Here is a 20239-nt window from a genome sequence, read left to right on the forward strand (position 1 = left end):
GCCATACCCATCTTTTCATCACGAGTACTCCTACCGCTTTCCACTATTAGCTATAGCTGAAATCCGCTGTAACCGGGCGATTATGGCAATTATTTTATCGCATAAACCTTCATGATATCGTTCCAGCAGGTTGTATAGTGAGGGCTGCAATGTTGCTGATTCATATGCCATGACTGTGGTTGAAAACCCATGGCTGCAGGACGGATAGTGTGGCGGCCAAAACGCTGGTTAATACTGTCGATCACCGGCATCAGATCCGGTTTTATAACGGCTGGTGGCTGGATCAAATCATTCTGCAGGCTGGTTTCAGTACATAAATCCAGCAGTACAAAACCGGCTTTCTTATATTCAAATCCCTGCCGGTATAGTGTGTTCAAAGCCGGAACAAGTAGCCGAAGCCATGGGCGAGTGTCGTTTGTGGGGTTGGGCAGGGCTAACCGAATGCTGCGATTATACTGGGCGGTATCATTTCGAAAGGGATCTGTGCGAATAAAGAGTATCGCTTCCCTTGCCAGTTTCTGCTGCCGTCTCAGTTTCTCGCAGGCCCGGGACACAAAACTGACCAGTGCAGCATGCAGCTCACGTTTGGTATGAACCCGCTGGCCAAAGCTGCGGGAGCACATAATTTCATGTTTATTACCGGTTCCGGTCTCTTCCCAGGGAATACAGCTCTCTCCCTGCAGTTCACAGACCGTGCGTTCCAGTACTACTGAAAACTGCTTTCTGATCCAGTGATGATTGCAGGCGACAAGATCGGCAGCGGATAAAATATTATGCTTCCTGAGTCGTTTGCCAATATTGCGCCCGACGCCCCAGACTTCTTCGACCGGCATGATCTTCATCAGCCGTAGCTGCCGTGCCGGATCAGTTAAATCAACCACGCCACCGGTAGCTGCAAATTGTTTGGCCGCATGATTAGCCAGCTTGGCCAGGGTTTTAGTAGTGGCAATGCCGACCCCGATGGGGAGTCCGGTCCACTGCATAACCCGCTGTTTCATCTTGTTTCCGATTTGCTCCAGCTGCTCCAGTGGAAAACCGCTTAGGTCAACAAAAGCCTCATCAATGGAGTAAACCTCAACACCGGGACTGAACTGCTCCAGAACCGACATGAAGCGGGATGACATATCGCCATACAGGGCATAGTTGGAGCTGCGCAGCAGAATCTGCCCGCGTTCGACCTGCTGGCGTACTTTAAAAGCCGGAGTGCCCATTGCAATGCCCAGTGCTTTCAACTCCCGGGTACGGGCAATAATACAGCCGTCGTTATTACTCAGTACGCCCAGCGGTTTGTTTCGCAAGCCCGGGTCAAATACCTGCTCACAGGAACAGTAAAACGAGTTGGCATCACACAGGGCAATAACCTGTTTCATCGCAATGAATGAATGACTTCAGTAACAACGCCCCAGATATCGAGTTGCTGTTCGGTTGTCAGATGAATCGGGGGATAGTCCGGATGCTCGGACATCAGTATTGGCTTGTCATTCCGCCACACTAAACGCTTGGCAATCAGTTCGCCGTCCAGCAGGGCAATAACGATATCGTTGTGTCCGGGTTTCAGAGCCCGGTCAATCAGCAGCAAATCGCCATCATGAATACCGGCTCCCATCATGGATTTACCCTGGGCCCGGGCAAAGAAGGTGGCCGCCGGATGCCGAATCAGCAGCTGATCCAGAGACAGGCTGTCTTCAAGGTAGTCTGCCGCCGGACTTGAAAAGCCACAGGCTGCTGGATGCTGATAAAAGGGGTAGGTTGCTGCTGACCGGGAGGGCTGGAGAGGAACAGGGACCATGACTGAAATCCTGTGCTGTATGTATATACAGTATAGTTGTGAAGTCAGCTCTTCTGTCAAGGTGCATTCAATTATGATGGCAATGCTTTAATTTGATCCGCATCGATATGTTATTAAGTGCCGGTTATTTTTGCTTTGTATCAATTAATGCGTCGGCAGTTTTGTTTGAAGGAGTGGCGGTAACCATTTTTACTGCTTCAGGTCATTTAAATCATAAACCGAAAGCTATAGATTCCGCTGCATCAAGTTCCGCCTTTTATTTTGTGATTGCTACCTAAAAATCCTTCTTGCAATACTAAATAGGAAATGTCGCTATGTGTGCCGATATTGTGAAACTTTCAAGAAATACAGAAAGTGCACCTGTAAGTTCTTTTTCTACGCAAACGGTCGCTTTTTCTCATTACAATAATATTTCTGCTCAATTACCCGTAGATCCGAAAACGGGTGAAATTGTAATTGGGGATGTAAAGCAACAGGCAAAACAATGTCTGGAAAATATTAAAGCGATTGTAGAAAGTATCGGCCATGTTATGGACGATGTTGTTAAACTCAATATTTTTGTCAAGAACATCGCTGATCTTACAGAGATTGATGAAGTTTATACAACGTTCTTCCAAAGTGATCTGCCTACACGAACAACCGTCGCTGTTGCTGCTTTACCAATGAGCGATGCCTTGGTTCAAATTGATGCACTGATTTCTAACGGTGAAGGTACTGCACCACAAGATCCCTGCGATCTCATTAAAGTTTCAAGAAATACAGAAAATGCACCAAAAGGTCTGTATTCACAAACAGCGGCTTTTTCTCACTACAATAACCTTTCATCTCAATTACCTGTTGACCCGAAAACAGGTGAAATCGTAGCAGGTGGCGTCAAGGAGCAGGCTGAACAGTGCCTGACCAACATTAAAGCCATTCTGGAAAGCATCGACCATGTGATGGATGACGTTGTTAAAACAACAATTTTCCTTAAAGACATTTCTGATGCAGAAGCTGTAAATGAAGTTTGTGAAAAGTTCTTTCCAAACTACGTGCCTGCTCGAACACATATCAGTGCTTCAGCTTTACCGATGGATGCTCTGGTTCAGATTGATACCGTTGTATCCCATGGTGATGGTACACCACCACAACTTCCTGAAGATGCTCGCCTGATTGTTATAGAAGCAAACAATACAGACAAAGCACCGAACGCTTCTTATTCACATACCGTTGCTTTCTCTCATTACAATCATATCTCTGGTCAATTGCCGTTAAATCCGGAAACAAGTGAAATTTTAGCGGGTGGTGTTAAAGAGCAGGCAGAACAATGTCTGAAAAACATCAAGGCAATTATTGAAAGTGTCGACCATGTTATGGACGATACCGTGAAAATGAATATTCAACTTAAGAATATTGAAGATATTGATGCTGTAAACGAAGTTTACACCACTTTCTTTAAAGGCGATCTTCCGGCAAGAACCGTGTTTGGTGTTTCAGATATTCCTATGAATGCCCTGGTTCAAATTGATGCGGTTGTTTCTAATTGTGAAGGTACACCTCCACAGGAATAACTGATATTTAATTCCAGGTAAGAAATGTCTGATCCTTGTAAACTGAAATTCTGTTTACAAGGATCAGGCGCATCTGGTATCGATATCAAGGTTCATTAAACCACGATGGCAGTGGAGTCAGCGTTCCCTGATGACTACCATGTCGATGCTGAAAATGATCAATGACTTCAATACGGTCTGTACTTTGAGGGTGAGTGCTTAGAAAAGCAGGCAATCCCTGACCATCTTCAAGGTCATTAAATATCTGGAACACTGTATCCGCAGCCAGCGTGTGACCATAATGCTGTTTCAGCGTTAACAATGCTTCGTTATCTGCGGCACGTTCCATCTCCCGGCTGAACCCCAGTGTGGTCAGTAGTGATACCTGACTGATTACCTGCTGCGCCAGCGCACTGTCGGCAATGCCGGCCAGACTCATTAGTGCCAATCCCACCGTTAACCCCCGGCCAGTTGCTACCAGCGGGTCACGATGCTTGATATGGGCAATCTCATGCGCCAGCACCATGGCCAGAGCATTTTCGTTGGGCATCTTTTCCAGTAGCCCGCGGTAGACAAAAATATGTCCGCCCAGTGTCGCGAATGCATTTACTTCGTCACCATCCATATAATGGACGGTGATTTTCATCGCTTCAGGAAGTTGCTGCGCTATGACCAGCCTGTCTGCCAGATTCTGCAGGTATTGCTGATGTCGCCCTGGTTTTACTGTCTCTGTCTCAACCAGCTCTTGTTCTAATGAAGCAGCCAGCTGCTGCTCCAGTTCAAACGGCACATAGCGCACCAGAGAGCCGGCCAGCAGGGTCAGGGTAAAAATCAGCCCGGCAATAATCAGCCCGGCACCCAGCAGCATGATAAAAAAATCTTTCAGCGGGTGCTCCTGGCTGACATTAATGCCCTCCGGAATCTTTGGGTTCTGATACTCCATCGCGTCTGCCTGATATTTATGGTGTCGGGATCAAAGCGGTGCCATAAGCATAAACTTCAACACTGCCAATTTGATCCTGCCCCCCTTTGCTAATAGAAGCGGTTTCCAGCCGGACATTGATAATCTTGCTGGCGCCTTTCAGCCGTGCTTCCTGTTTCATCCGCAGAATGGCTTCCCGGCGGGCACGCTCGATCAGAGTCTCATAAGCACTGACCCGGCCACCAAACAGGTTGCGCAGGCCGGCGGAAATCTGTTTGAAGTAGTCAATGGAAATCACCACATTACCGCCGACAAGTTCGCCTGAGGCCTGCTCGTAACCCGGAGGCAGGGTGCGTTCATTGAAGGTCAGAATATCCCGCAGCTGTTCTTCCCGGTTCAGGATCGATTTGAAATGCCGGGATTCTGCCATCCGCCCGAAGACATAGCCCAGTATCAGCAGTGACAGGAAAATAATCAGATTAAACATATCGGTTTACTCCTGTGTCTCACTCAAGAACAACAGCAGTACCATAAGCAAACAGCTCGGCAGCCCCTGCAGCTACAGATGAAGTAGAGAAGCGGATATTGATCACGGCATTGGCGCCGATCGCTTCGGCCTGCTGGGACATGCGGGCAACGGCTTCCTCCCGTGCCTCGGTCAGCAACTCGGTGTAACCGGTCAACTCACCGCCGAAGATGTTTTTGATTCCAGCCAGAATATCCTTGCCGGCATGCTTCGAACGAACGGTATTTCCCTGCACCATGCCCAGATGCTGAACAATTTTTTTACCCGGCACGGCTTCAATATTGGTCAGGATCACTGTGTCTACTCCTTCGTGAATTTTGTACTTCACTTCGTGAAAGATAACTATGTAATTACGGATTATTAAATATTCATCCATGTATAGCTATTAAAAAGAGTGGGAGTCTTGTCATGGTCTTGTCGTGTGGAGATCATGAAAAACTCTATATGTAATGATACTTAATTTTTGAATTATTCAGGAATTTGTGTCACTTTATGCGCGCTGACACACTAATAAAACCAATAAAGGAGCTGTTCAGTGCTCAAGAAAAAAATAATAACCGGTTTAGTGAGCATTGGTTTAGGGGTTGCTTCCGTGAGCAATGCATGGGCGGAAACCCAGCTCAGAGTCGCTACCTGGTTGAGCCCGACCCACACCATGAACAAAGACGTACTGCCGACCTGGGGCAAGTGGATTGAAGACGCCACTGAAGGCCGGGTCAAGGTCAAGCTCGAATATGACGTGGGTCATCCGAAGAGCCTGGTCGATATGGTTGAAGATGGTGCTGTCGATGCATCATGGACTTTCCACGGATACCTGCCGGGTCGTTTCCGTCTGACCCAGATGGCGGAACTACCAGGACTGGACGCTACCCCCGAAGCGGTTTCAGTGGCTCACTGGCGGATCAATGACAAATATTTTAACAAGTCCGGCGAATATCGCGGTGTTCAGCTGGCCGGTCTGTTTGTACATGGTCCCGGTCAGGTTCATATGCGTGAACCGCTTAACTCCCTGAAAGAGCTGAAAGGCAAGAAAGTCCGTATCGGTGGTGGCGTTTCTGCTGAAATCGGTAAACGACTGGGTGTATCCGGTGTCAGTGCGCCGGCCAACAAGGCTTACGAAATGCTGTCTCAGGGTGTGGCCGACGGCCTGTTTATGCAGATGGATATGATGAAAGTGGCCCGCTTCAAGGATGTGGCACCCTATACCATCAAACTGCCCAATGGTTTGTACCTCGGTTCTTTCGGTATCTTCCTCAGCAATGACTTCCTCGATGGTCTGTCCGACAAGGACCGCAAGGCGGTAATGGCGGTTTCCGGTGAGAAACTGTCTGCTCTGGCCGGCCGCAAGTGGGATGAAGCTGACAAGGTAGGCGAAGCCGATATTATCGCTTCCGGCAGCAAGGTTATTGATGCCAGTGAAGATGATATCAACTACTTCAAGCAGCTTGTTCAGGGTATGGAACAAGACTGGCTGGACTCCGTCAAGAAGCGCAAGGTCGACGCCTCCGCTGCACTGGCAGCATTTAAGGAAGAAGCCCGCAACTACCAGCCGCTGCAGCTCTAATCACTGCTGCTGTAGCGTCAAGCACAAAAGTCTGACCTTTTTCGCTCCTTCTCCCTTGAAGGAGCGAAAAGCTACCTCTGCAATATCAAGAGGCTGAAATGAAAAGCACAGTCATTATGGTGGTCCGGCTCTGGGAGCAAGCGGCCATGCGGTTTGAATGGCTTCTGAAGTGGTTTGCTGCCGCCGTTCTGTTTGTTCTGATGATGGTTACCTGTGTTGATGTCCTGGGGCGCTATCTGTTTGACAGCCCCCTGGTCGGCAGCGTGGAAATCACTGAATTACTGCTGGGGTGTCTGATATTTTCAGCCCTGCCTCTGATCACCTGGCGCAAGGAACATATCATTGTTGACCTGGTCGACAATATGATTCCGTCCAGGGTCAAAAAACTCCGCGATATGTTCTTTAACCTCTGCATCAGCGGCAGCCTGTTCATTATTGGTGGCAAGGTCTGGCAGCTGGCTGGAAGGGCTGCCAGTTACGAAGAAGTGACCGAGTATCTGGAAATTCCGGTCAGCTACTTCATCTACTTTATTGCCGTGTCCTGTTTCCTGACCGCTATTACCGCGTTGGTGCTGGTGATAACCCGGCTGGTGGATAAAGAATACGAAAATCAGGAATAACTTCTGAAGTGAAACGTTTTTAAAACGTGCAGCGGTTTTTCAAATGCATAGCTGTTTAGGGGTGAAATTAGCATGTTGTTGACTCTGCTCGGATTCGCAGTCCTGATGTTTCTGATTCTGCTGCGAATGCCGATTGCCTTTGCCATGGGTGTGGTTGGTTTTTTCGGTTATGCGGCACTGGGCGACTGGAACTTTAACGGTGCACTGTCGGTCAGTGCCCGTCGTCTGATTGATACGGCACAGGACTATGGCCTGTCAGTTATTCCAATGTTTATCCTGATGGGTAACTTTATTACCAAGGCAGGGTTGTCACAGGAACTGTATCGCGCCTGTTATGCCTTCCTGGGCCATCGTCGTGGTGGTCTGGCAATGGCAACGGTTGCCGCCTGTGGAGGTTTCTCTGCCATCTCCGGTTCCAGTCTGGCGACTTCTGCCACCATGGCCAAGGTAGCCATGCCTTCCATGCGCAAGTATGGCTATTCCGATGGTCTGGCAGCAGCATCCATCGCTGCGGGTGGAACCCTGGGGATTCTGATTCCTCCCAGTGTGATTCTGATTATTTATGGGGTGTTGACTGAACAGAGTATTCGAGATCTGTTTGCTGCCGGCTTCCTGCCGGGGATGCTGGGTATTCTGTTCTATATGCTGGCAACCCGTTATGTGGTCTGGCGTAATCCGGAAGCCGGTCCAGCGGGTGAAAAGCTTTCCAGCAAGGAAAAGTGGCAGGCGATTCGTTCGGTATCAGCCATTCTCGGTCTGTTTGTACTGGTTATGGGCGGCATTTACGGTGGTGTCTTTACCCCGACAGAAGCTGCCGGTATCGGTGCGGCAGGTGCCTTCTGTATTGCCTTATATCGTCGTACGCTGACGGTAGCGGTGCTGAAAGATATCCTGACTGAAACCGCCCGGACTTCGACCATGCTGTTCGGGGTTATTATCGGTGCTCTGATTTACTCCAACTTTGTCAACCGTGCCGGGCTGCCGGAAGAGCTGGTTGCATTGATCCAGTCCATCGGTGCTGAACCGTTCCTGGTGATGCTGGCGATTATTGGTATCTATATTCTGCTGGGTACCGTATTTGAAAGTCTGTCGATGTTGCTGCTGACCGTGCCGGTATTCTTCCCGCTGGTACAGAGTATGGGCTTTGATTTGGTTTGGTTCGGTATTATCGTGGTGGTAGTCACTGAAATCAGCCTGATTACACCACCGGTTGGACTCAATATCTTTGTATTAAGCAGTGTGATCAAGGACATCAAAACCAGCACCATATTCAAAGGTGTCACACCGTTCTGGTGTGCGGATATTATCCGGCTGCTGTTGTTGCTGTTTATTCCCGCAATTTCACTCTGGTTACCCAAAGTGCTTTATTCCGGTTAAAACCGGATATCAGGTACCTGACGGAAAGGCCGGCCACAAGCCGGCTTTTTTGTGTTTACGGGAGCCTGAATATCGCCCTGCCTCTGGAAGCTCTCATACCTTGGTATAATACCCCTGCTTCTGTTTATTCCTTATAGTTCTAATCAACTGCACAGGATAGTGCGGGCTATTGATTAAACACACAGGGAAGAAGCTTATGCATACGATTGCCAGAACGATTCATCCTTCAGCTTTATTTGCAGTAAATAAAAACGAGCCTAAAAGACCTTCAGCATTAAAGCGCTTCGGCTTGCGTCTGGTCGCGATATTAAAAGGCGCTGGAAACGGTTACTGCAAGGGCGTTAACAAGACAATGGCGTTGATGACTGGAAAGGAAAGAACCAGGGATTTGCTACGTAACCTTGATTCCAGACCTGTCATCAATTCGCTGAAACTGGCTCGAAAGGCGGTGATGTTTTATCCCGCAGGCTTCCCGGCCGCTTATGTAACAGGACCTGTCGGAGCGATATACGGCGCGTGCAAAACTGCCGTAACCGGTGAGGTTTATAGTCGCAAGTGAGGTTGTAGTCCTGAATGAGGTTATAGCCCTAAACGAGGTTATAGTCTCAAGAATTGAATAGCAGAAAGAATTAACAGTTTCTCTGTGGTTAGCGCCCTGCATATCAGGGCGCCTTTTTTTGCGAGCTTGTTTTCAACAATTAGTTAAAGGCTTAACGCTTGTCGATAACCCGCTTTGCCTTGCCTTCAGAGCGCGGCAACTTGCCCGGTTCCACAATATCAATCGCAGCAGAAATACCGATATACGACTTGATCTTGTGACGCAGTGAAGCAGCCAGCTGCTGATTAAGCTCGGTAGAGTTAATCATGCTGCTTTCTACCGATACCCGCACAGTATCCATATTGCCCTTCTTGTCGACCTCGATCATATAGTGAGGCGCCAGCTCCTGAATATTACAGATCTGTTCCTCGATCTGGGTCGGGAACACATTAACCCCGCGAATAATCAGCATATCGTCACTGCGACCGGTGATCTTGTCCATCCGTCGCATGGTACGGGCAGAGCCCGGCAACAGGCGGGTCAGGTCTCGGGTGCGGTAACGGATCACCGGCATGGCTTCCTTGGTCAGACTGGTAAAGACCAGTTCACCTTCGGAACCGTCCGGCAGTACTTCGCCGGTCTTGGGGTCGATGATTTCCGGATAGAAGTGATCTTCCCAGATGGTCGGGCCATCTTTGGTTTCGATGCACTCCTGGGCTACGCCCGGCCCCATAACTTCCGACAGGCCGTAGATATCAACCGCATCAATACCCAGCCGCTGTTCGATATCCTGGCGCATGGCATTGGTCCAGGGCTCGGCACCGAAAATACCGATCCGCAGTGAAGTCTCATGGGGATCCAATCCTTCACGCTCCATTTCGTCGGCGATATTCAGCATGTAGGAAGGGGTGACCATGATAATGTCTGGGTCAAAGTCCTTGATCAGCTGCACCTGCTTCTCAGTCTGGCCGCCGCTCATGGGAATAACGGTACAACCCAGCCGCTCGGCACCGTAGTGGGCACCCAGACCGCCGGTAAACAGGCCATAGCCGTAGGAGATATGAACCTTGTCTTCAGGTCGGCCGCCAGCAGCGTAAATCGAGCGCGCCACGATATCCGACCATGTTTTTATATCGTTTTGTGAATAGCCAACGACAGTGGGTTTGCCTGTCGTGCCGCTGGATGCATGAACTCTGACGATATCCTTTTGGGGTACGCAGAACATGCCGAACGGGTAGTTCTCTCGCAGATCGGCTTTGGTGGTAAAGGGAAACTTGCTCAGGTCGCTCAGGGTTTTCAGATCGTCCGGGTGAACGCCGGCATCATCAAACTTCTTCTTGTAGACCGGAGAGTTGTTGTACGCATGGTTCAGGGTCTTTTTCAGACGGTTGAACTGCAAATCACGAATCTCATCAATGCTGGCTGACTCAATAGCGTCAAGGCCTGCATTTTTATTCTTGTCTGACATAGGGGCCCCGTTCGTCTTTAGATCACATTTGTTTTTATTGAGCTGGGAACCTGCGCCGGAAAGTTCGCAATGAGAAAATCTCGGGGGAAAGCAATCCGGGCGTGGATATAATACATAAATTTGATGCAAAACAATAAATGTGTATCATGATTGCGGTAATAAAAATCAATAATAAGAGCCTGATCAGTGGTTTTACCGAGTGATACTCTCCGAGTACGCCCCGGGCAAATAGCTCAGGCGAGCAGTCAAGGAAACTGTATGAAAACCAAAAGTTATGTTTATGGTGAGTGGTTTGAGGGCGCTGACCAGGGCATAGAAGTCAAGCATGCAGTCACCGGCGAAACTATCAGCTGGGTAAGCAGTGAAGGGGTCGACTTTGCCAAAGTCGTACAGTACGGACGTGAAGTTGGTGGCAAAGCACTGCGCGCCATGACCGTACACGACCGCGCCAATGCCCTGAAAGAACTGGGCAAGGTGCTGATGGCTCGCAAAAAAGAGCTGTATCAGGTTTCTGCCCAAACCGGTGCCACCAAGGCCGACAGCTGGGTCGATATCGAAGGCGGTGTCGGCACCATGTTCAGCTATTCATCCATCGCCCGTCGTGAATTTGCCAACGAAACCTTTATTGTTGAAGGTGCTCCCGAGCGATTGTCTGCCGAAGGCACCTTTGTTGGTCAGCATATTCTGACCCCGAAACTGGGTGTTTCGGTTCATATCAATGCCTTCAACTTCCCTTGCTGGGGTATGCTGGAAAAAATTGCACCCAGTCTGATTGCCGGTATGCCGGTGGTCGTGAAACCTGCGACAGCTTCCGCTTATCTGACCGAAGCCATGGTGCAGATGATTGTTGAATCCGGTTTGTTACCGGAAGGTTCTCTGCAGCTGATTTGTGGCAGTACCGGAGATCTGCTGGATCAACTGAACGAACAGGATGCCGTAACCTTTACTGGTTCTGCATCAACCGGCCAGATGCTGCGCAATCACCCCAATATTGTTGCCAACAGCATTCCGTTCAATATGGAAGCCGACTCTCTGAACTGCTCTATTCTGGGGGAAACCGTCAATCCGGAAGATCCCGAGTTTGATCTGTTTATCAAGGAAGTCGCTCGGGAAATGACCGTCAAGGCCGGTCAGAAATGTACTGCTATCCGTCGTATTTTGGTACCTGCAGCTAAAGTTGATGCCGTTACTACTGCACTGAAAGCCCGTCTCGACAAGGTTGTGATGGGTGATCCTGCAGAAGAAGGCGTTCGCATGGGGCCGCTGGTAGGCTGTTCCCAGCGTGAAGATGTTCGTCGCAAGGTTGCAGCTTTGCAGGAGCACTGTGAAGTTGTTTACGGCGGCAACGATATTGAAGTTCAGGTAAAAGGTGCTTCTGCCGTTGAAGGCGCTTTCTACCCGCCGACCCTGCTGTTCTGTGGCAACCCGATGGAAACCGAAGCTCCGCACAGCATTGAAGCCTTTGGCCCGGTCAGCACTCTGATGCCGTACGACAGTATTGAGCAGGCAGTAGAGCTGGCGCATATGGGCAAGGGTAGTCTGGCAGGTTCTGTCGTGACTTATGATGATCAGGAAGCACGCGAACTTGTGATGGGCGCGGCGGCTTATCATGGTCGTATGCTGGTACTGAACCGCGACTGTGCCGGCGAATCTACCGGTCACGGTTCTCCTCTGGCACCGCTGGTTCACGGTGGCCCGGGTCGTGCCGGTGGTGGTGAAGAGCTGGGTGGCAGCCGGGCGATCAAGCATTATATGCAGCGTACTGCGATTCAGGGCTCGCCGACTACCATGATGGCGATTACCAAAGAGTATGTGGCTGGAGCCAAAACCACAAAAACCGATATCCATCCGTTCAAAAAGTACTTTGAGCAGCTGCAGGTCGGTGAAAGCCTGACAACGCATCGTCGTACAGTAACGGAAGCAGATATCGTTAACTTTGGTTGTCTGTCCGGTGACCATTTCTATGCTCACTTTGACGAGATTGCGGCCAAGGACTCCCTGTTCGGTAAGCGGGTAGCACATGGTTACTTCGTGATTTCTGCTGCAGCGGGCATGTTTGTTGAGCCTGCACCAGGTCCGGTTCTGGCTAACTACGGTCTGGAAAACCTGCGTTTTGTCGAGCCGGTGGGTATTGGTGACAGCATTCAGGTCAAGATCACCGTCAAGAAGAAGATCAAGAAGGCCAAGCGTCCGGATGAAGATCGTGCCAGTGGTGTTGTGGTTTGGGATGTAGAAGTCCTGAACCAGAATCAGGAGCTGGTTGCCCTGTACGACATCATGACTCTGGTTGAGCGTCAGGAAGACTAAAACGGTTGATCGTCACAGCGTTCCGAAAGCAGGAATGCTGTGACGATCCGTTTATGAAGACTGTTTGGGCTTATGGCTGCTGTCGATATAGCGGGGACGATCAGGCTGGATCTCGGTCAGGGGTGTGATTTCACGAAGTGATTCCAGACTGCGCTGTGTCAGCTTCTGATACTCGGCAGTACCGGCAGACTTCCAGTTCACCTCTTTTTCACTCAATTCCCGTTTGACCTGAGCCGGACTGCCAGCCAGCAGGCTGCGCGGTGGACACTCAAACCCGGATTTGACGAAAGCCGCGGCAGCAACCAGCGATTCAGCACCGATAACGGCATCATCCATAATCACGGCATTCATGCCGACCAGAGCGTTACGACCGATACGACAACCGTGCAGTACGGCGCCGTGTCCTATATGTCCGTCGACTTCGATGATGCAGTCCTTGGATGGAAAGCTGTGAGCCACGCAAGTGTCCTGCAGATTGCTTCCGGCTTCCATCACAATACGGCCAAAGTCACCGCGCAGAACAGCATTGGGACCGACATAACAGCCGGGGCCAATGATCACATCGCCAATCAAGACGGCGGTAGGGTGAACAAAAGCTGTTGGATCAACGACAGGGATCAGGTCTTCGGTAGCGTAAACAGGCATGGTTATTTTTATCGCTGCTTGAATTGTTATATGTATGGGTACAAGTCATTGGGTTCGTACCCTAGCACAAAATAAAGCACACAGAAAAAATGGCAAAGGCCAGAAAACAAGAATTCTAAAGAACGGAACCTCTCATGGCATTTGAAACCATTACCTATGAAGTGACCAAAGGTGTTGCTCTGCTGACACTGAACCGGCCGGAAACACTCAACAGCTTTACGGCACAGATGCATGAAGAAGTGCGTGAAGCGATGAAAGATGTGCGCACCAATACTGATGTCCGCTGCCTGGTAATCACCGGTGCCGGTCGCGGCTTTTGTGCCGGACAGGATCTGAATGATCGTTCGGTGAAAGCCAGTGATGAAGCGCCGGATCTGGGTGAGTCTGTAGAAAAGAATTATAACCCGCTGATTCGCAGCATTATGACCCTCGACAAGCCGGTTATTGCCGCAGTTAACGGCGTAGCAGCCGGTGCTGGCGCCAGTATTGCGTTGGCCTGCGATATCGTGCTGGCGGCTCGTAGTGCCAGCTTTGTGCAGGCCTTCTGCAAGATCGGTCTAGTACCGGACTCCGGTGGTACCTGGAATCTGCCGCGGGCACTGGGACTGCCAAGAGCCAAGGCGCTGGCTCTGCTGGGCGACAAACTGCCGGCAGAACAGGCTGAAAGCTGGGGCATGATCTGGCGCTGTGTTGATAATGAGCAGTTGATGCCGGAAACCATCGCTATGGCCGAGCATCTGGCAACCCAGCCGACCAAGGGGCTAGCGATGATTAAAAAGCTGCTGAATGAGTCCTTCTCCAACCCGCTGCATCAGCAGCTGGAGCTGGAAAAAGAAGCGATGAGAATGCTGGGTCAGAGCCATGACTACCGTGAAGGTGTTGCTGCTTTCATGGAAAAGCGTAAACCCGCTTTTAAAGGTGAATAAGCATGGCTGATACGTTAAGCCCGGAGCAAGCAAAGCAGCTGGCAGAGCGCTGTGCTGAAACGATGTACGCCAATGACCAGGTATCACAGTCACTGGGGATGGTGATTGAATCTGTCGGGCCAGGGGAATCCACAGTTGTTATGCCGGTACGTGACGATATGGTCAATGGATATGATACCTGTCACGGCGGCATGATCTTCTCGCTGGCCGATTCGGCTTTTGCCTTTGCCTGTAACTCTCAGGATGAAGTTGCCGTCGCTGCACACTGCTCAATTGATTTTATTCGTCCGGCATACCGGGGCAATGTACTGACTGCCAGGGCAAAGGTTGCTTATCAGGGTCGCCGCAGCGGTGTGTATCATATTGAAGTCGTGAATCAGGATGGCAAGCAGGTGGCCCTGTTCCAGGGTAACTCTGCGCGATTGGGGCAGCCGGTTATTTCCAGAGAACGAACAGAATAACAGGAATAAAAAAGATGTCTGAAGCTTATATCTGTGACGCTATTCGTACCCCGTTTGGGCGTTACGGTGGCAGCTTGTCTACTGTTCGGGCTGATGATCTTGGAGCGATTCCGATCAAGGCACTGCAGGCGCGTAATCCGGAAGTAGACTGGAGCGCTGTTGACGATATTTATTATGGCTGTGCCAACCAGGCCGGTGAAGATAACCGCAACGTAGCGCGGATGAGTGGCTTGCTGGCGGGCTTGCCGGACACTGTACCGGGCATGACCATTAACCGCCTCTGCGGTTCTGGTATGGATGCAGTGGGTACTGCTGCCCGCGCCATTCGCAGTGGTGAGCAGGATCTGGTGATTGCCGGTGGTGTCGAGTCCATGTCGCGGGCACCGTTTGTGATGGGCAAGGCCGAAAATGCCTTCAGCCGTAGCGCGGAAATGTTTGATACCACAATTGGCTGGCGCTTTGTGAATAAAATCATGAAGCAGCAGTTCGGTATCGACTCTATGCCAGAAACCGCTGAGAATGTTGCCGAACAGTTTAATATCGATCGTGAATCCCAGGATGCCTTTGCCCTGCTAAGCCAGCAGAAAGCGGCCAAAGCACGGGAAGAGGGTATCTTTGACGAAGAAACCGTTCCGGTCACCATTCCCCGTCGCAAGCAGGAACCACTGGTTTTTGCCCGTGATGAGCATATCCGTGAAACCTCGCTGGAAGCACTGGCCAAACTGGGTACACCGTTCCGTGAGAACGGCTCGGTAACTGCCGGTAATGCTTCCGGTGTAAACGACGGTGCCTGTGCTCTGCTGGTAGCATCTGACGATGCTGTAAAAGCCTACCGGTTAACACCGAAAGCCCGCGTCGTCGGTATGGCAACGGTAGGTCTGGAGCCACGGATTATGGGCTTTGGTCCGGCACCGGCCATTCGCAAGGTACTGGAAAAAACCGGCCTGTCACTGCAGCAGATGGATGTTATCGAGCTGAACGAAGCCTTTGCTGCACAGGGCCTTGCTGTACTGCGTGATCTTGGGCTGGAAGATAATGATCCCAGGGTTAACCCCAATGGTGGTGCTATTGCGCTGGGTCACCCCTTGGGTGCCAGTGGTGCGCGGCTGGTGACCACGGCCATGTATCAGCTGCATCGTACTGGTGGACAATACGCGCTGTGCAGTATGTGTATTGGTGTTGGGCAGGGTATTGCGCTGGTTATCGAACGGGTATAAAAAGCTGCTTTGGCGATACACCTCATAGTGCATCGCCAAGGCCAGTCGAATTTCTGAAAAAACGTTGTATTAAATTTAGTGTCATAAGTTACGTTTATGAACTGTTTCAATAATCTTGATCATTACTTTTTCTGCCTCATCTTGTGACAATTGCTTGGGCTTATGTTCCATGGCATCCCAATGAGATTGGATGTTAGCCATTTCTAGGAATGCTGTGGGCAGCTCCATCATGACAAAAAGGTCTGATCTGAAGGTGTATTCATTCCCATCTGAATCCGTGGCTGAATAAGATTGTGGCTGATCGAAAAAACCATGATTAAGATAGAGGAAGTACTCAGAAATCTCACCATGCCATTCAGCTTCGTAACTTGTGCACCCACCCTTAAATAGTGTTTGCCCGTTAGAAAAATATGACCTTATTCCCCAAGATTCATTGAATGAGTTGAGCCAGCCGCTTTTCTCTTTATCTGCTAATGCTTCTTCATAGCGCAACTGTTCACGGGTATCTTTAAGCTCAATATTTCTTTTATCAAAAAGTTCGGATTTATGCTCAACCAACCATTCAAAATCTTTATGTAGTTTATATGAAAAGTTGTCTTCATTAACCATGCTTTTCAATTCGAGCTTATTCTCATCAATATTTAGAAGCTCACAAAAAGAAGCATTAATAGCCATCGCCATAATTGCAGTACTAGCACTAACTCCTTCTTTCATTAGAGGAGTTTCATGAAAGCCATTCTGAGCTAGTGAAGGCCAGTTATCTAGCCCTTCATCATGTACAACAAACCATTCAATATGCTGCTTGTTTATTATATGACTTGAGTTGTTAACGGTTTGAATAATTAACCATGGGTAATCACTATCGCTGTAATTTCTTATAAATAGATTAAGATTGTTCAAAGGAGGCGTGAAGTGTAGAGGTTTTTCAAATATCGATAGCTTAATAATCAACTCATACCTTACAAAAGGTAGCTGATCAGGATCAAACTCTATAAACATTCGTTTAATATCGAGGTTTTCTACATCTGAATCTCTATCTGATTCCGTAGCTGTAGTAGGTGATAAAAGTTTGTCTGTACTTGTACGAAAAAGCTCAGCTAGCTGTGGAAGAATTGACGCTGGAGGTTGCTTTTCTCCTCGCTCCCAACTGCCGTAGCGGTTAGTGCGAATTCCAAGCTTCGAAGCAACCTGCGCCTGTGTCAGACCTGCTGATAATCGGTGCTTTTTTAAATTATTCATAACTTTTCTCTTTTAAGTGCTTTAGTGCTTCTCTTGGGAGTATTTTGCTTCTCTGGGTGGTTTTTTAGCGCGAATTGAGGGATGTGTCAAGTTATCAGAGTGTTTTGTTAAGCTGAATATGGCGGTTTATTATCTGCTTGAAGTCTTAATATTTTTATTTGTGTCAGTTCAGAAAAGCGCCGCCTCTACAGCACAGGACAACATTGAGTCTACTTTTGCCACGTTAAAACCTACCTATTGGTTATAGCAACAGGCATCCACATCTGTTCCCAGCGAGTCCACTTTTCCTTTGGAGACAGCACCTTTGGTGAGATAGGAAGAGCTTCCTTCATGAAAGAATATTCACTCAGGTAACGTGCACTAACAGTTCCTTTATATTCCCCTCTGATCTGACAAATTACAGCAATCAGATCATTACAGCTTGAGCAGAACAAAAACTGGGCTTGTTTCGAGCCTTGTTGTTTTGTACGAAAAGGCATTTTACTGGCTAGCTGCAGCTGCCCCTCCGGGTGCGACAGATAAGCAGCCTGATGCGAAACACAAAAATCACAGTCGCAGGCTCTGGGTGTCAAATCTGTTACCGGCAGGGGCAAACTCAGATTTAATGTTGTGTTGCCGCATGAGCAATGACCTGATGCAGAATGATTCATGGATTATTGCTTCCTTAATAAATATCAGCCCATCATGTGATAATTCAGCAAACCATAGGCTGCCATTCCCGCCCCGATAGCCAATAGCAGGTTCTTTCTCAGGAAAGTGATGACTATTGCCACTGCAATACTTAACAGCGCAGGGATGACGGATTCAAAATCCGTTGCCTCTTTCGCCATACCGGAAAGGGTTGTGACAACAATAGCGCTTAATACAACCGCAGGAGAAAAGGCCAGAGCCTGGGCCACAGGTTCCGGCAGGCGTTGTCGGCCAGCCAGGGCAATGAAGAAAAAACGTATAACGAATGTAGATAAGGCCATACCCGCTATCATTATTAACATGTGTGCTTCTCCCTGGCCTGTGGCATTTTACTGATCAGGTAGCCGGTTGTGATTCCCGCAATGGTGGCGATAAGTAATCCGGTTTGATAGGGCAGGTCTTTGCCAAGCCATGCTGTTATTGCTGATACAAAAACTGCGGCCACTGTGGCCGTATTGTTCAACATCAATACCACCATACAGGCGAATGTAATCGGCATCGCGACTTCCAGCCCCATATCGTACATAACCGGAAAACTGGCGCCGGACAGGTAGCCGGTTATTGTGGAGATATTCCAGAAAATCCACATGGCCGAGCCGGAACCAAGAAAGTACCAGTGGCTGTTAACTGTACTCTGGTTGTCGTAATGACGGCTCATCACCGCAAAAACTTCATCTGTCAGACTGAATGACAGTACTGCTTTCCAGTGCAGCGGCAATTTTTCCAGATGGGGTGCCAGCGTTGCTGAATAAAACAGGTGCCTTAAATTAACGACAATGACAGTGCCAGTAATCAGTAAGGCCGGACTGGCCGTAGCAATTAACCCCAGTGCGACAAACTGTGCTGAGCCGGCAAAAACAAATACTGACATCGCTAATGTCGTATAAATGCTCAGTTCCAGATCAAAGGCAATGGCACCGAAAATAATACCGAAAGGTATGGCCCCGATAATCAACGGAATTGTTGCCATCGCTCCCTGCAGATAAGAGTTCAAGCGCCCGTCCCGGGTACTCTGGCCATTTTTTATTGTTGTCATATAAATGCCTGAAGAAGATTTTGGGTATTTATAACGGCTGCCGTATCATAAATAAAATCAATGTTATGAATGCTTTATTATTTGATTTATGAATCTGCAAGGGATAGACCTGAACCTGCTGCTGGTGTTTGAGGCGATATATAACGATGGCAGCCTGACAAAAGCAGGAGAGCAGCTGAACCTGAGCCAGCCTGCAGTAAGCAATGCCCTGAAACGACTCAGGGAAAAAGTAGGTGATCCTCTGTTTGTGCGAACCGCTGATGGTATGGTGCCAACAACCTATGCCGAGAAGATTATTCCGGTGGTGTCCGGTTCCCTTGCTGCGCTCAGGGATTGCCTGGCGGCCTCCGGCAGTTTTGATTGCCACTCGTCCAGCGACAATTTTCGTCTGACAGTGAGCGATTATATTGGCTCACTGTTATTGCCCGGGCTGATGCGACAGCTTGAGAACGTAGCGCCGGGTATCACTATTACTACAAGTCATATTGATCGAGACAGTGCCTACGAAAAGCTCAGAACCGGCAGAACTGAGCTGGTTGTCTCCACAGATTTAAACGGCCCTGGTCTTTATCAGCAGCAGTTATTTCAGGATCACTATGTGACGCTGGGAGGAAAGCATCATTTTGGTAAAAACTGCAGAATGACGCTTAAAAAGTACTGTGAAACGCCACATATCCTGTTTTCGCTGGAAGGCAAGGGGGCAGGGAATGTTGATACGGCGCTGGCCAAACAGTCACTAAGAAGAAAAGTTGCGTTGCGGGTGCCGCATGTATCGGTGATTCCTGCAGTGCTGGAGCAGACAGGGTATCTGGCAACGCTGCCGTCCAGAGTGGCTACACAATATATGGAGCGCTTTGAATTGAGACAGTTCCAGCCGCCACTGGAGCTGGATGGATACAAGGTCTTTCAATACTGGCACACCCGACAGCATCATGATCCGGCGTGCAGTTGGTTGCGATCGGTTATCAAATCGCTGGAAATATAAGAGAAAAAACACTCAAAGCAGAAAGAATACTTACTGTTCCAGCTCACAGGTATGAGTGCCAAGGCTGCCACGAATGGTCGTCAGCATCTGATGGATCTCTTTCAGTTCCTGCATTTTTGCTTCTATCTGGGCAATTTTTTCATCAATAACCGCATGCTTTTCATCATCAGAAAGCTCGTTGCCTTCAACCCGGGATAGCATGCCGCTAACCTCTGTCAGGGTAAATCCGAGTGACTTTGCTTTGGTTATCAATTCCAGCCGCGCCAGATCCTGCTGTTTGAAATAGCGGTAATTGTTTGTTGTGCCTGTCCTTGAAGGTTTCAGTAAACCCTTGCGTTCATAAAAGCGGAGCGTGTCGACGCTAATTCCTGACTTCTTGCTTAGCTCTCCAATCTGCATC

General features: G+C 49.2%; 22 protein-coding genes. 10 read left to right on the plus strand and 12 right to left on the minus strand.

What is annotated here, in order from left to right; genetic code table 11:
* Positions 1-89: 89 nt before the first annotated feature.
* Together ACYZZ0_RS19865 and ACYZZ0_RS19870 are read right to left on the minus strand one after the other, a co-directional pair.
* The gene (locus ACYZZ0_RS19865; RefSeq protein WP_461538408.1) at positions 90-1370 is read right to left on the minus strand and encodes a Y-family DNA polymerase; all 1281 of its coding nucleotides are present in this window, start codon (positions 1368-1370) and stop codon (positions 90-92) included.
* Positions 1367-1789, minus strand: a complete 423-nt coding sequence (locus ACYZZ0_RS19870; protein WP_461538409.1) for a LexA family protein — start codon at positions 1787-1789, stop codon at positions 1367-1369. The genes ACYZZ0_RS19865 and ACYZZ0_RS19870 overlap by 4 nt, the downstream gene beginning before the upstream one ends.
* A gap of 314 nt (positions 1790-2103) precedes the next feature.
* On the opposite strand from ACYZZ0_RS19870, the gene ACYZZ0_RS19875 reads away from it, so the two are divergent.
* Positions 2104-3339, plus strand: coding sequence for a RidA family protein (locus ACYZZ0_RS19875; RefSeq protein WP_461538410.1), 1236 nt, complete (start codon positions 2104-2106; stop codon positions 3337-3339).
* 85 nt (positions 3340-3424) lie between these two features.
* Here the strand turns inward: ACYZZ0_RS19875 and ACYZZ0_RS19880 are convergent, their stop codons facing one another.
* The 3 genes from ACYZZ0_RS19880 to ACYZZ0_RS19890 are packed head-to-tail and all read right to left on the minus strand — an operon-like array spanning position 3425 to position 5061.
* Positions 3425-4261, minus strand: a complete 837-nt coding sequence (locus ACYZZ0_RS19880) for a M48 family metallopeptidase (RefSeq protein WP_461538411.1) — start codon at positions 4259-4261, stop codon at positions 3425-3427.
* A 16-nt stretch (positions 4262-4277) separates the two neighbouring features.
* Positions 4278-4727 carry a YbjQ family protein gene (locus ACYZZ0_RS19885; RefSeq protein WP_461538412.1) on the minus strand — a complete coding sequence of 150 codons (450 nt, stop codon included), beginning with the start codon at positions 4725-4727 and terminating at the stop codon, positions 4278-4280.
* A 19-nt stretch (positions 4728-4746) separates the two neighbouring features.
* Positions 4747-5061, minus strand: a complete 315-nt coding sequence (locus ACYZZ0_RS19890) for a YbjQ family protein (RefSeq protein WP_461538413.1) — start codon at positions 5059-5061, stop codon at positions 4747-4749.
* 297 nt (positions 5062-5358) lie between these two features.
* On the opposite strand from ACYZZ0_RS19890, the gene ACYZZ0_RS19895 reads away from it, so the two are divergent.
* From ACYZZ0_RS19895 to ACYZZ0_RS19910, 4 genes are all read left to right on the plus strand, one after another.
* Entirely contained in the window at positions 5359-6330 is a 972-nt protein-coding gene (locus ACYZZ0_RS19895) for a TRAP transporter substrate-binding protein (RefSeq protein WP_461538414.1), read from the plus strand.
* 98 nt (positions 6331-6428) lie between these two features.
* Positions 6429-6950: a TRAP transporter small permease gene (locus tag ACYZZ0_RS19900; RefSeq protein WP_461538415.1), complete on the plus strand. Its 522-nt coding sequence runs from the start codon at positions 6429-6431 to the stop codon at positions 6948-6950.
* Between the two features lie 72 nt (positions 6951-7022).
* Positions 7023-8327, plus strand: coding sequence for a TRAP transporter large permease (locus ACYZZ0_RS19905; protein ID WP_461538416.1), 1305 nt, complete (start codon positions 7023-7025; stop codon positions 8325-8327).
* A gap of 196 nt (positions 8328-8523) precedes the next feature.
* Positions 8524-8886, plus strand: a complete 363-nt coding sequence (locus ACYZZ0_RS19910) for a hypothetical protein (RefSeq protein WP_461538417.1) — start codon at positions 8524-8526, stop codon at positions 8884-8886.
* A gap of 151 nt (positions 8887-9037) precedes the next feature.
* Here the strand turns inward: ACYZZ0_RS19910 and paaK are convergent, their stop codons facing one another.
* A complete protein-coding gene (paaK, locus tag ACYZZ0_RS19915; protein WP_461538418.1) occupies positions 9038-10333 on the minus strand; it encodes a phenylacetate--CoA ligase PaaK in 1296 nt (431 codons plus the stop codon).
* A gap of 258 nt (positions 10334-10591) precedes the next feature.
* Between paaK and paaZ the strand changes: the two genes are divergently transcribed.
* Positions 10592-12640: a phenylacetic acid degradation bifunctional protein PaaZ gene (paaZ, locus tag ACYZZ0_RS19920; protein WP_461538419.1), complete on the plus strand. Its 2049-nt coding sequence runs from the start codon at positions 10592-10594 to the stop codon at positions 12638-12640.
* Positions 12641-12691: 51 nt separating this feature from the next.
* Here the strand turns inward: paaZ and ACYZZ0_RS19925 are convergent, their stop codons facing one another.
* The gene (locus ACYZZ0_RS19925; protein WP_461538420.1) at positions 12692-13285 is read right to left on the minus strand and encodes a phenylacetic acid degradation protein PaaY; all 594 of its coding nucleotides are present in this window, start codon (positions 13283-13285) and stop codon (positions 12692-12694) included.
* A 134-nt stretch (positions 13286-13419) separates the two neighbouring features.
* Here ACYZZ0_RS19925 and paaG point away from each other — a divergent pair, with 134 nt between their 5' ends.
* From paaG to pcaF, 3 genes are read left to right on the plus strand one after another with little or no spacing between them, the layout of a single operon-like run.
* Entirely contained in the window at positions 13420-14211 is a 792-nt protein-coding gene (gene paaG, locus ACYZZ0_RS19930) for a 2-(1,2-epoxy-1,2-dihydrophenyl)acetyl-CoA isomerase PaaG (RefSeq protein ID WP_461538421.1), read from the plus strand.
* A gap of 2 nt (positions 14212-14213) precedes the next feature.
* Positions 14214-14672: a hydroxyphenylacetyl-CoA thioesterase PaaI gene (paaI, locus tag ACYZZ0_RS19935; RefSeq protein ID WP_461538422.1), complete on the plus strand. Its 459-nt coding sequence runs from the start codon at positions 14214-14216 to the stop codon at positions 14670-14672.
* Positions 14673-14686: 14 nt separating this feature from the next.
* Positions 14687-15889, plus strand: coding sequence for a 3-oxoadipyl-CoA thiolase (gene pcaF / locus ACYZZ0_RS19940; RefSeq protein WP_461538423.1), 1203 nt, complete (start codon positions 14687-14689; stop codon positions 15887-15889).
* A gap of 81 nt (positions 15890-15970) precedes the next feature.
* Here pcaF and ACYZZ0_RS19945 read toward each other — a convergent pair whose 3' ends face one another.
* From ACYZZ0_RS19945 to ACYZZ0_RS19960, 4 genes are all read right to left on the minus strand, one after another.
* Positions 15971-17128: a helix-turn-helix domain-containing protein gene (locus tag ACYZZ0_RS19945; protein ID WP_461538424.1), complete on the minus strand. Its 1158-nt coding sequence runs from the start codon at positions 17126-17128 to the stop codon at positions 15971-15973.
* Between the two features lie 230 nt (positions 17129-17358).
* The gene (locus ACYZZ0_RS19950) at positions 17359-17778 is read right to left on the minus strand and encodes a GFA family protein (RefSeq protein ID WP_461538425.1); all 420 of its coding nucleotides are present in this window, start codon (positions 17776-17778) and stop codon (positions 17359-17361) included.
* Between the two features lie 24 nt (positions 17779-17802).
* Positions 17803-18120 carry an AzlD domain-containing protein gene (locus tag ACYZZ0_RS19955; RefSeq protein WP_461538426.1) on the minus strand — a complete coding sequence of 106 codons (318 nt, stop codon included), beginning with the start codon at positions 18118-18120 and terminating at the stop codon, positions 17803-17805.
* The gene (locus tag ACYZZ0_RS19960; RefSeq protein ID WP_461538427.1) at positions 18114-18854 is read right to left on the minus strand and encodes an AzlC family ABC transporter permease; all 741 of its coding nucleotides are present in this window, start codon (positions 18852-18854) and stop codon (positions 18114-18116) included. The genes ACYZZ0_RS19955 and ACYZZ0_RS19960 overlap by 7 nt, the downstream gene beginning before the upstream one ends.
* A gap of 88 nt (positions 18855-18942) precedes the next feature.
* Between ACYZZ0_RS19960 and ACYZZ0_RS19965 the strand changes: the two genes are divergently transcribed.
* Positions 18943-19839 (plus strand): LysR family transcriptional regulator, encoded by an 897-nt coding sequence (locus tag ACYZZ0_RS19965; RefSeq protein WP_461538428.1) that lies wholly within the window; start codon positions 18943-18945, stop codon positions 19837-19839.
* Between the two features lie 30 nt (positions 19840-19869).
* On the opposite strand, the gene ACYZZ0_RS19970 is transcribed toward ACYZZ0_RS19965, so the two are convergent.
* Complete coding sequence (locus ACYZZ0_RS19970) at positions 19870-20238, minus strand: MerR family transcriptional regulator (protein ID WP_461538429.1); 369 nt, start codon at positions 20236-20238, stop codon at positions 19870-19872.
* Position 20239: the final 1 nt, after the last annotated feature.

The sequence above is a fragment of the Spongorhabdus nitratireducens genome, from assembly GCA_947387575.1.
Lineage (GTDB): Bacteria > Pseudomonadota > Gammaproteobacteria > Pseudomonadales > Endozoicomonadaceae > CANDOC01.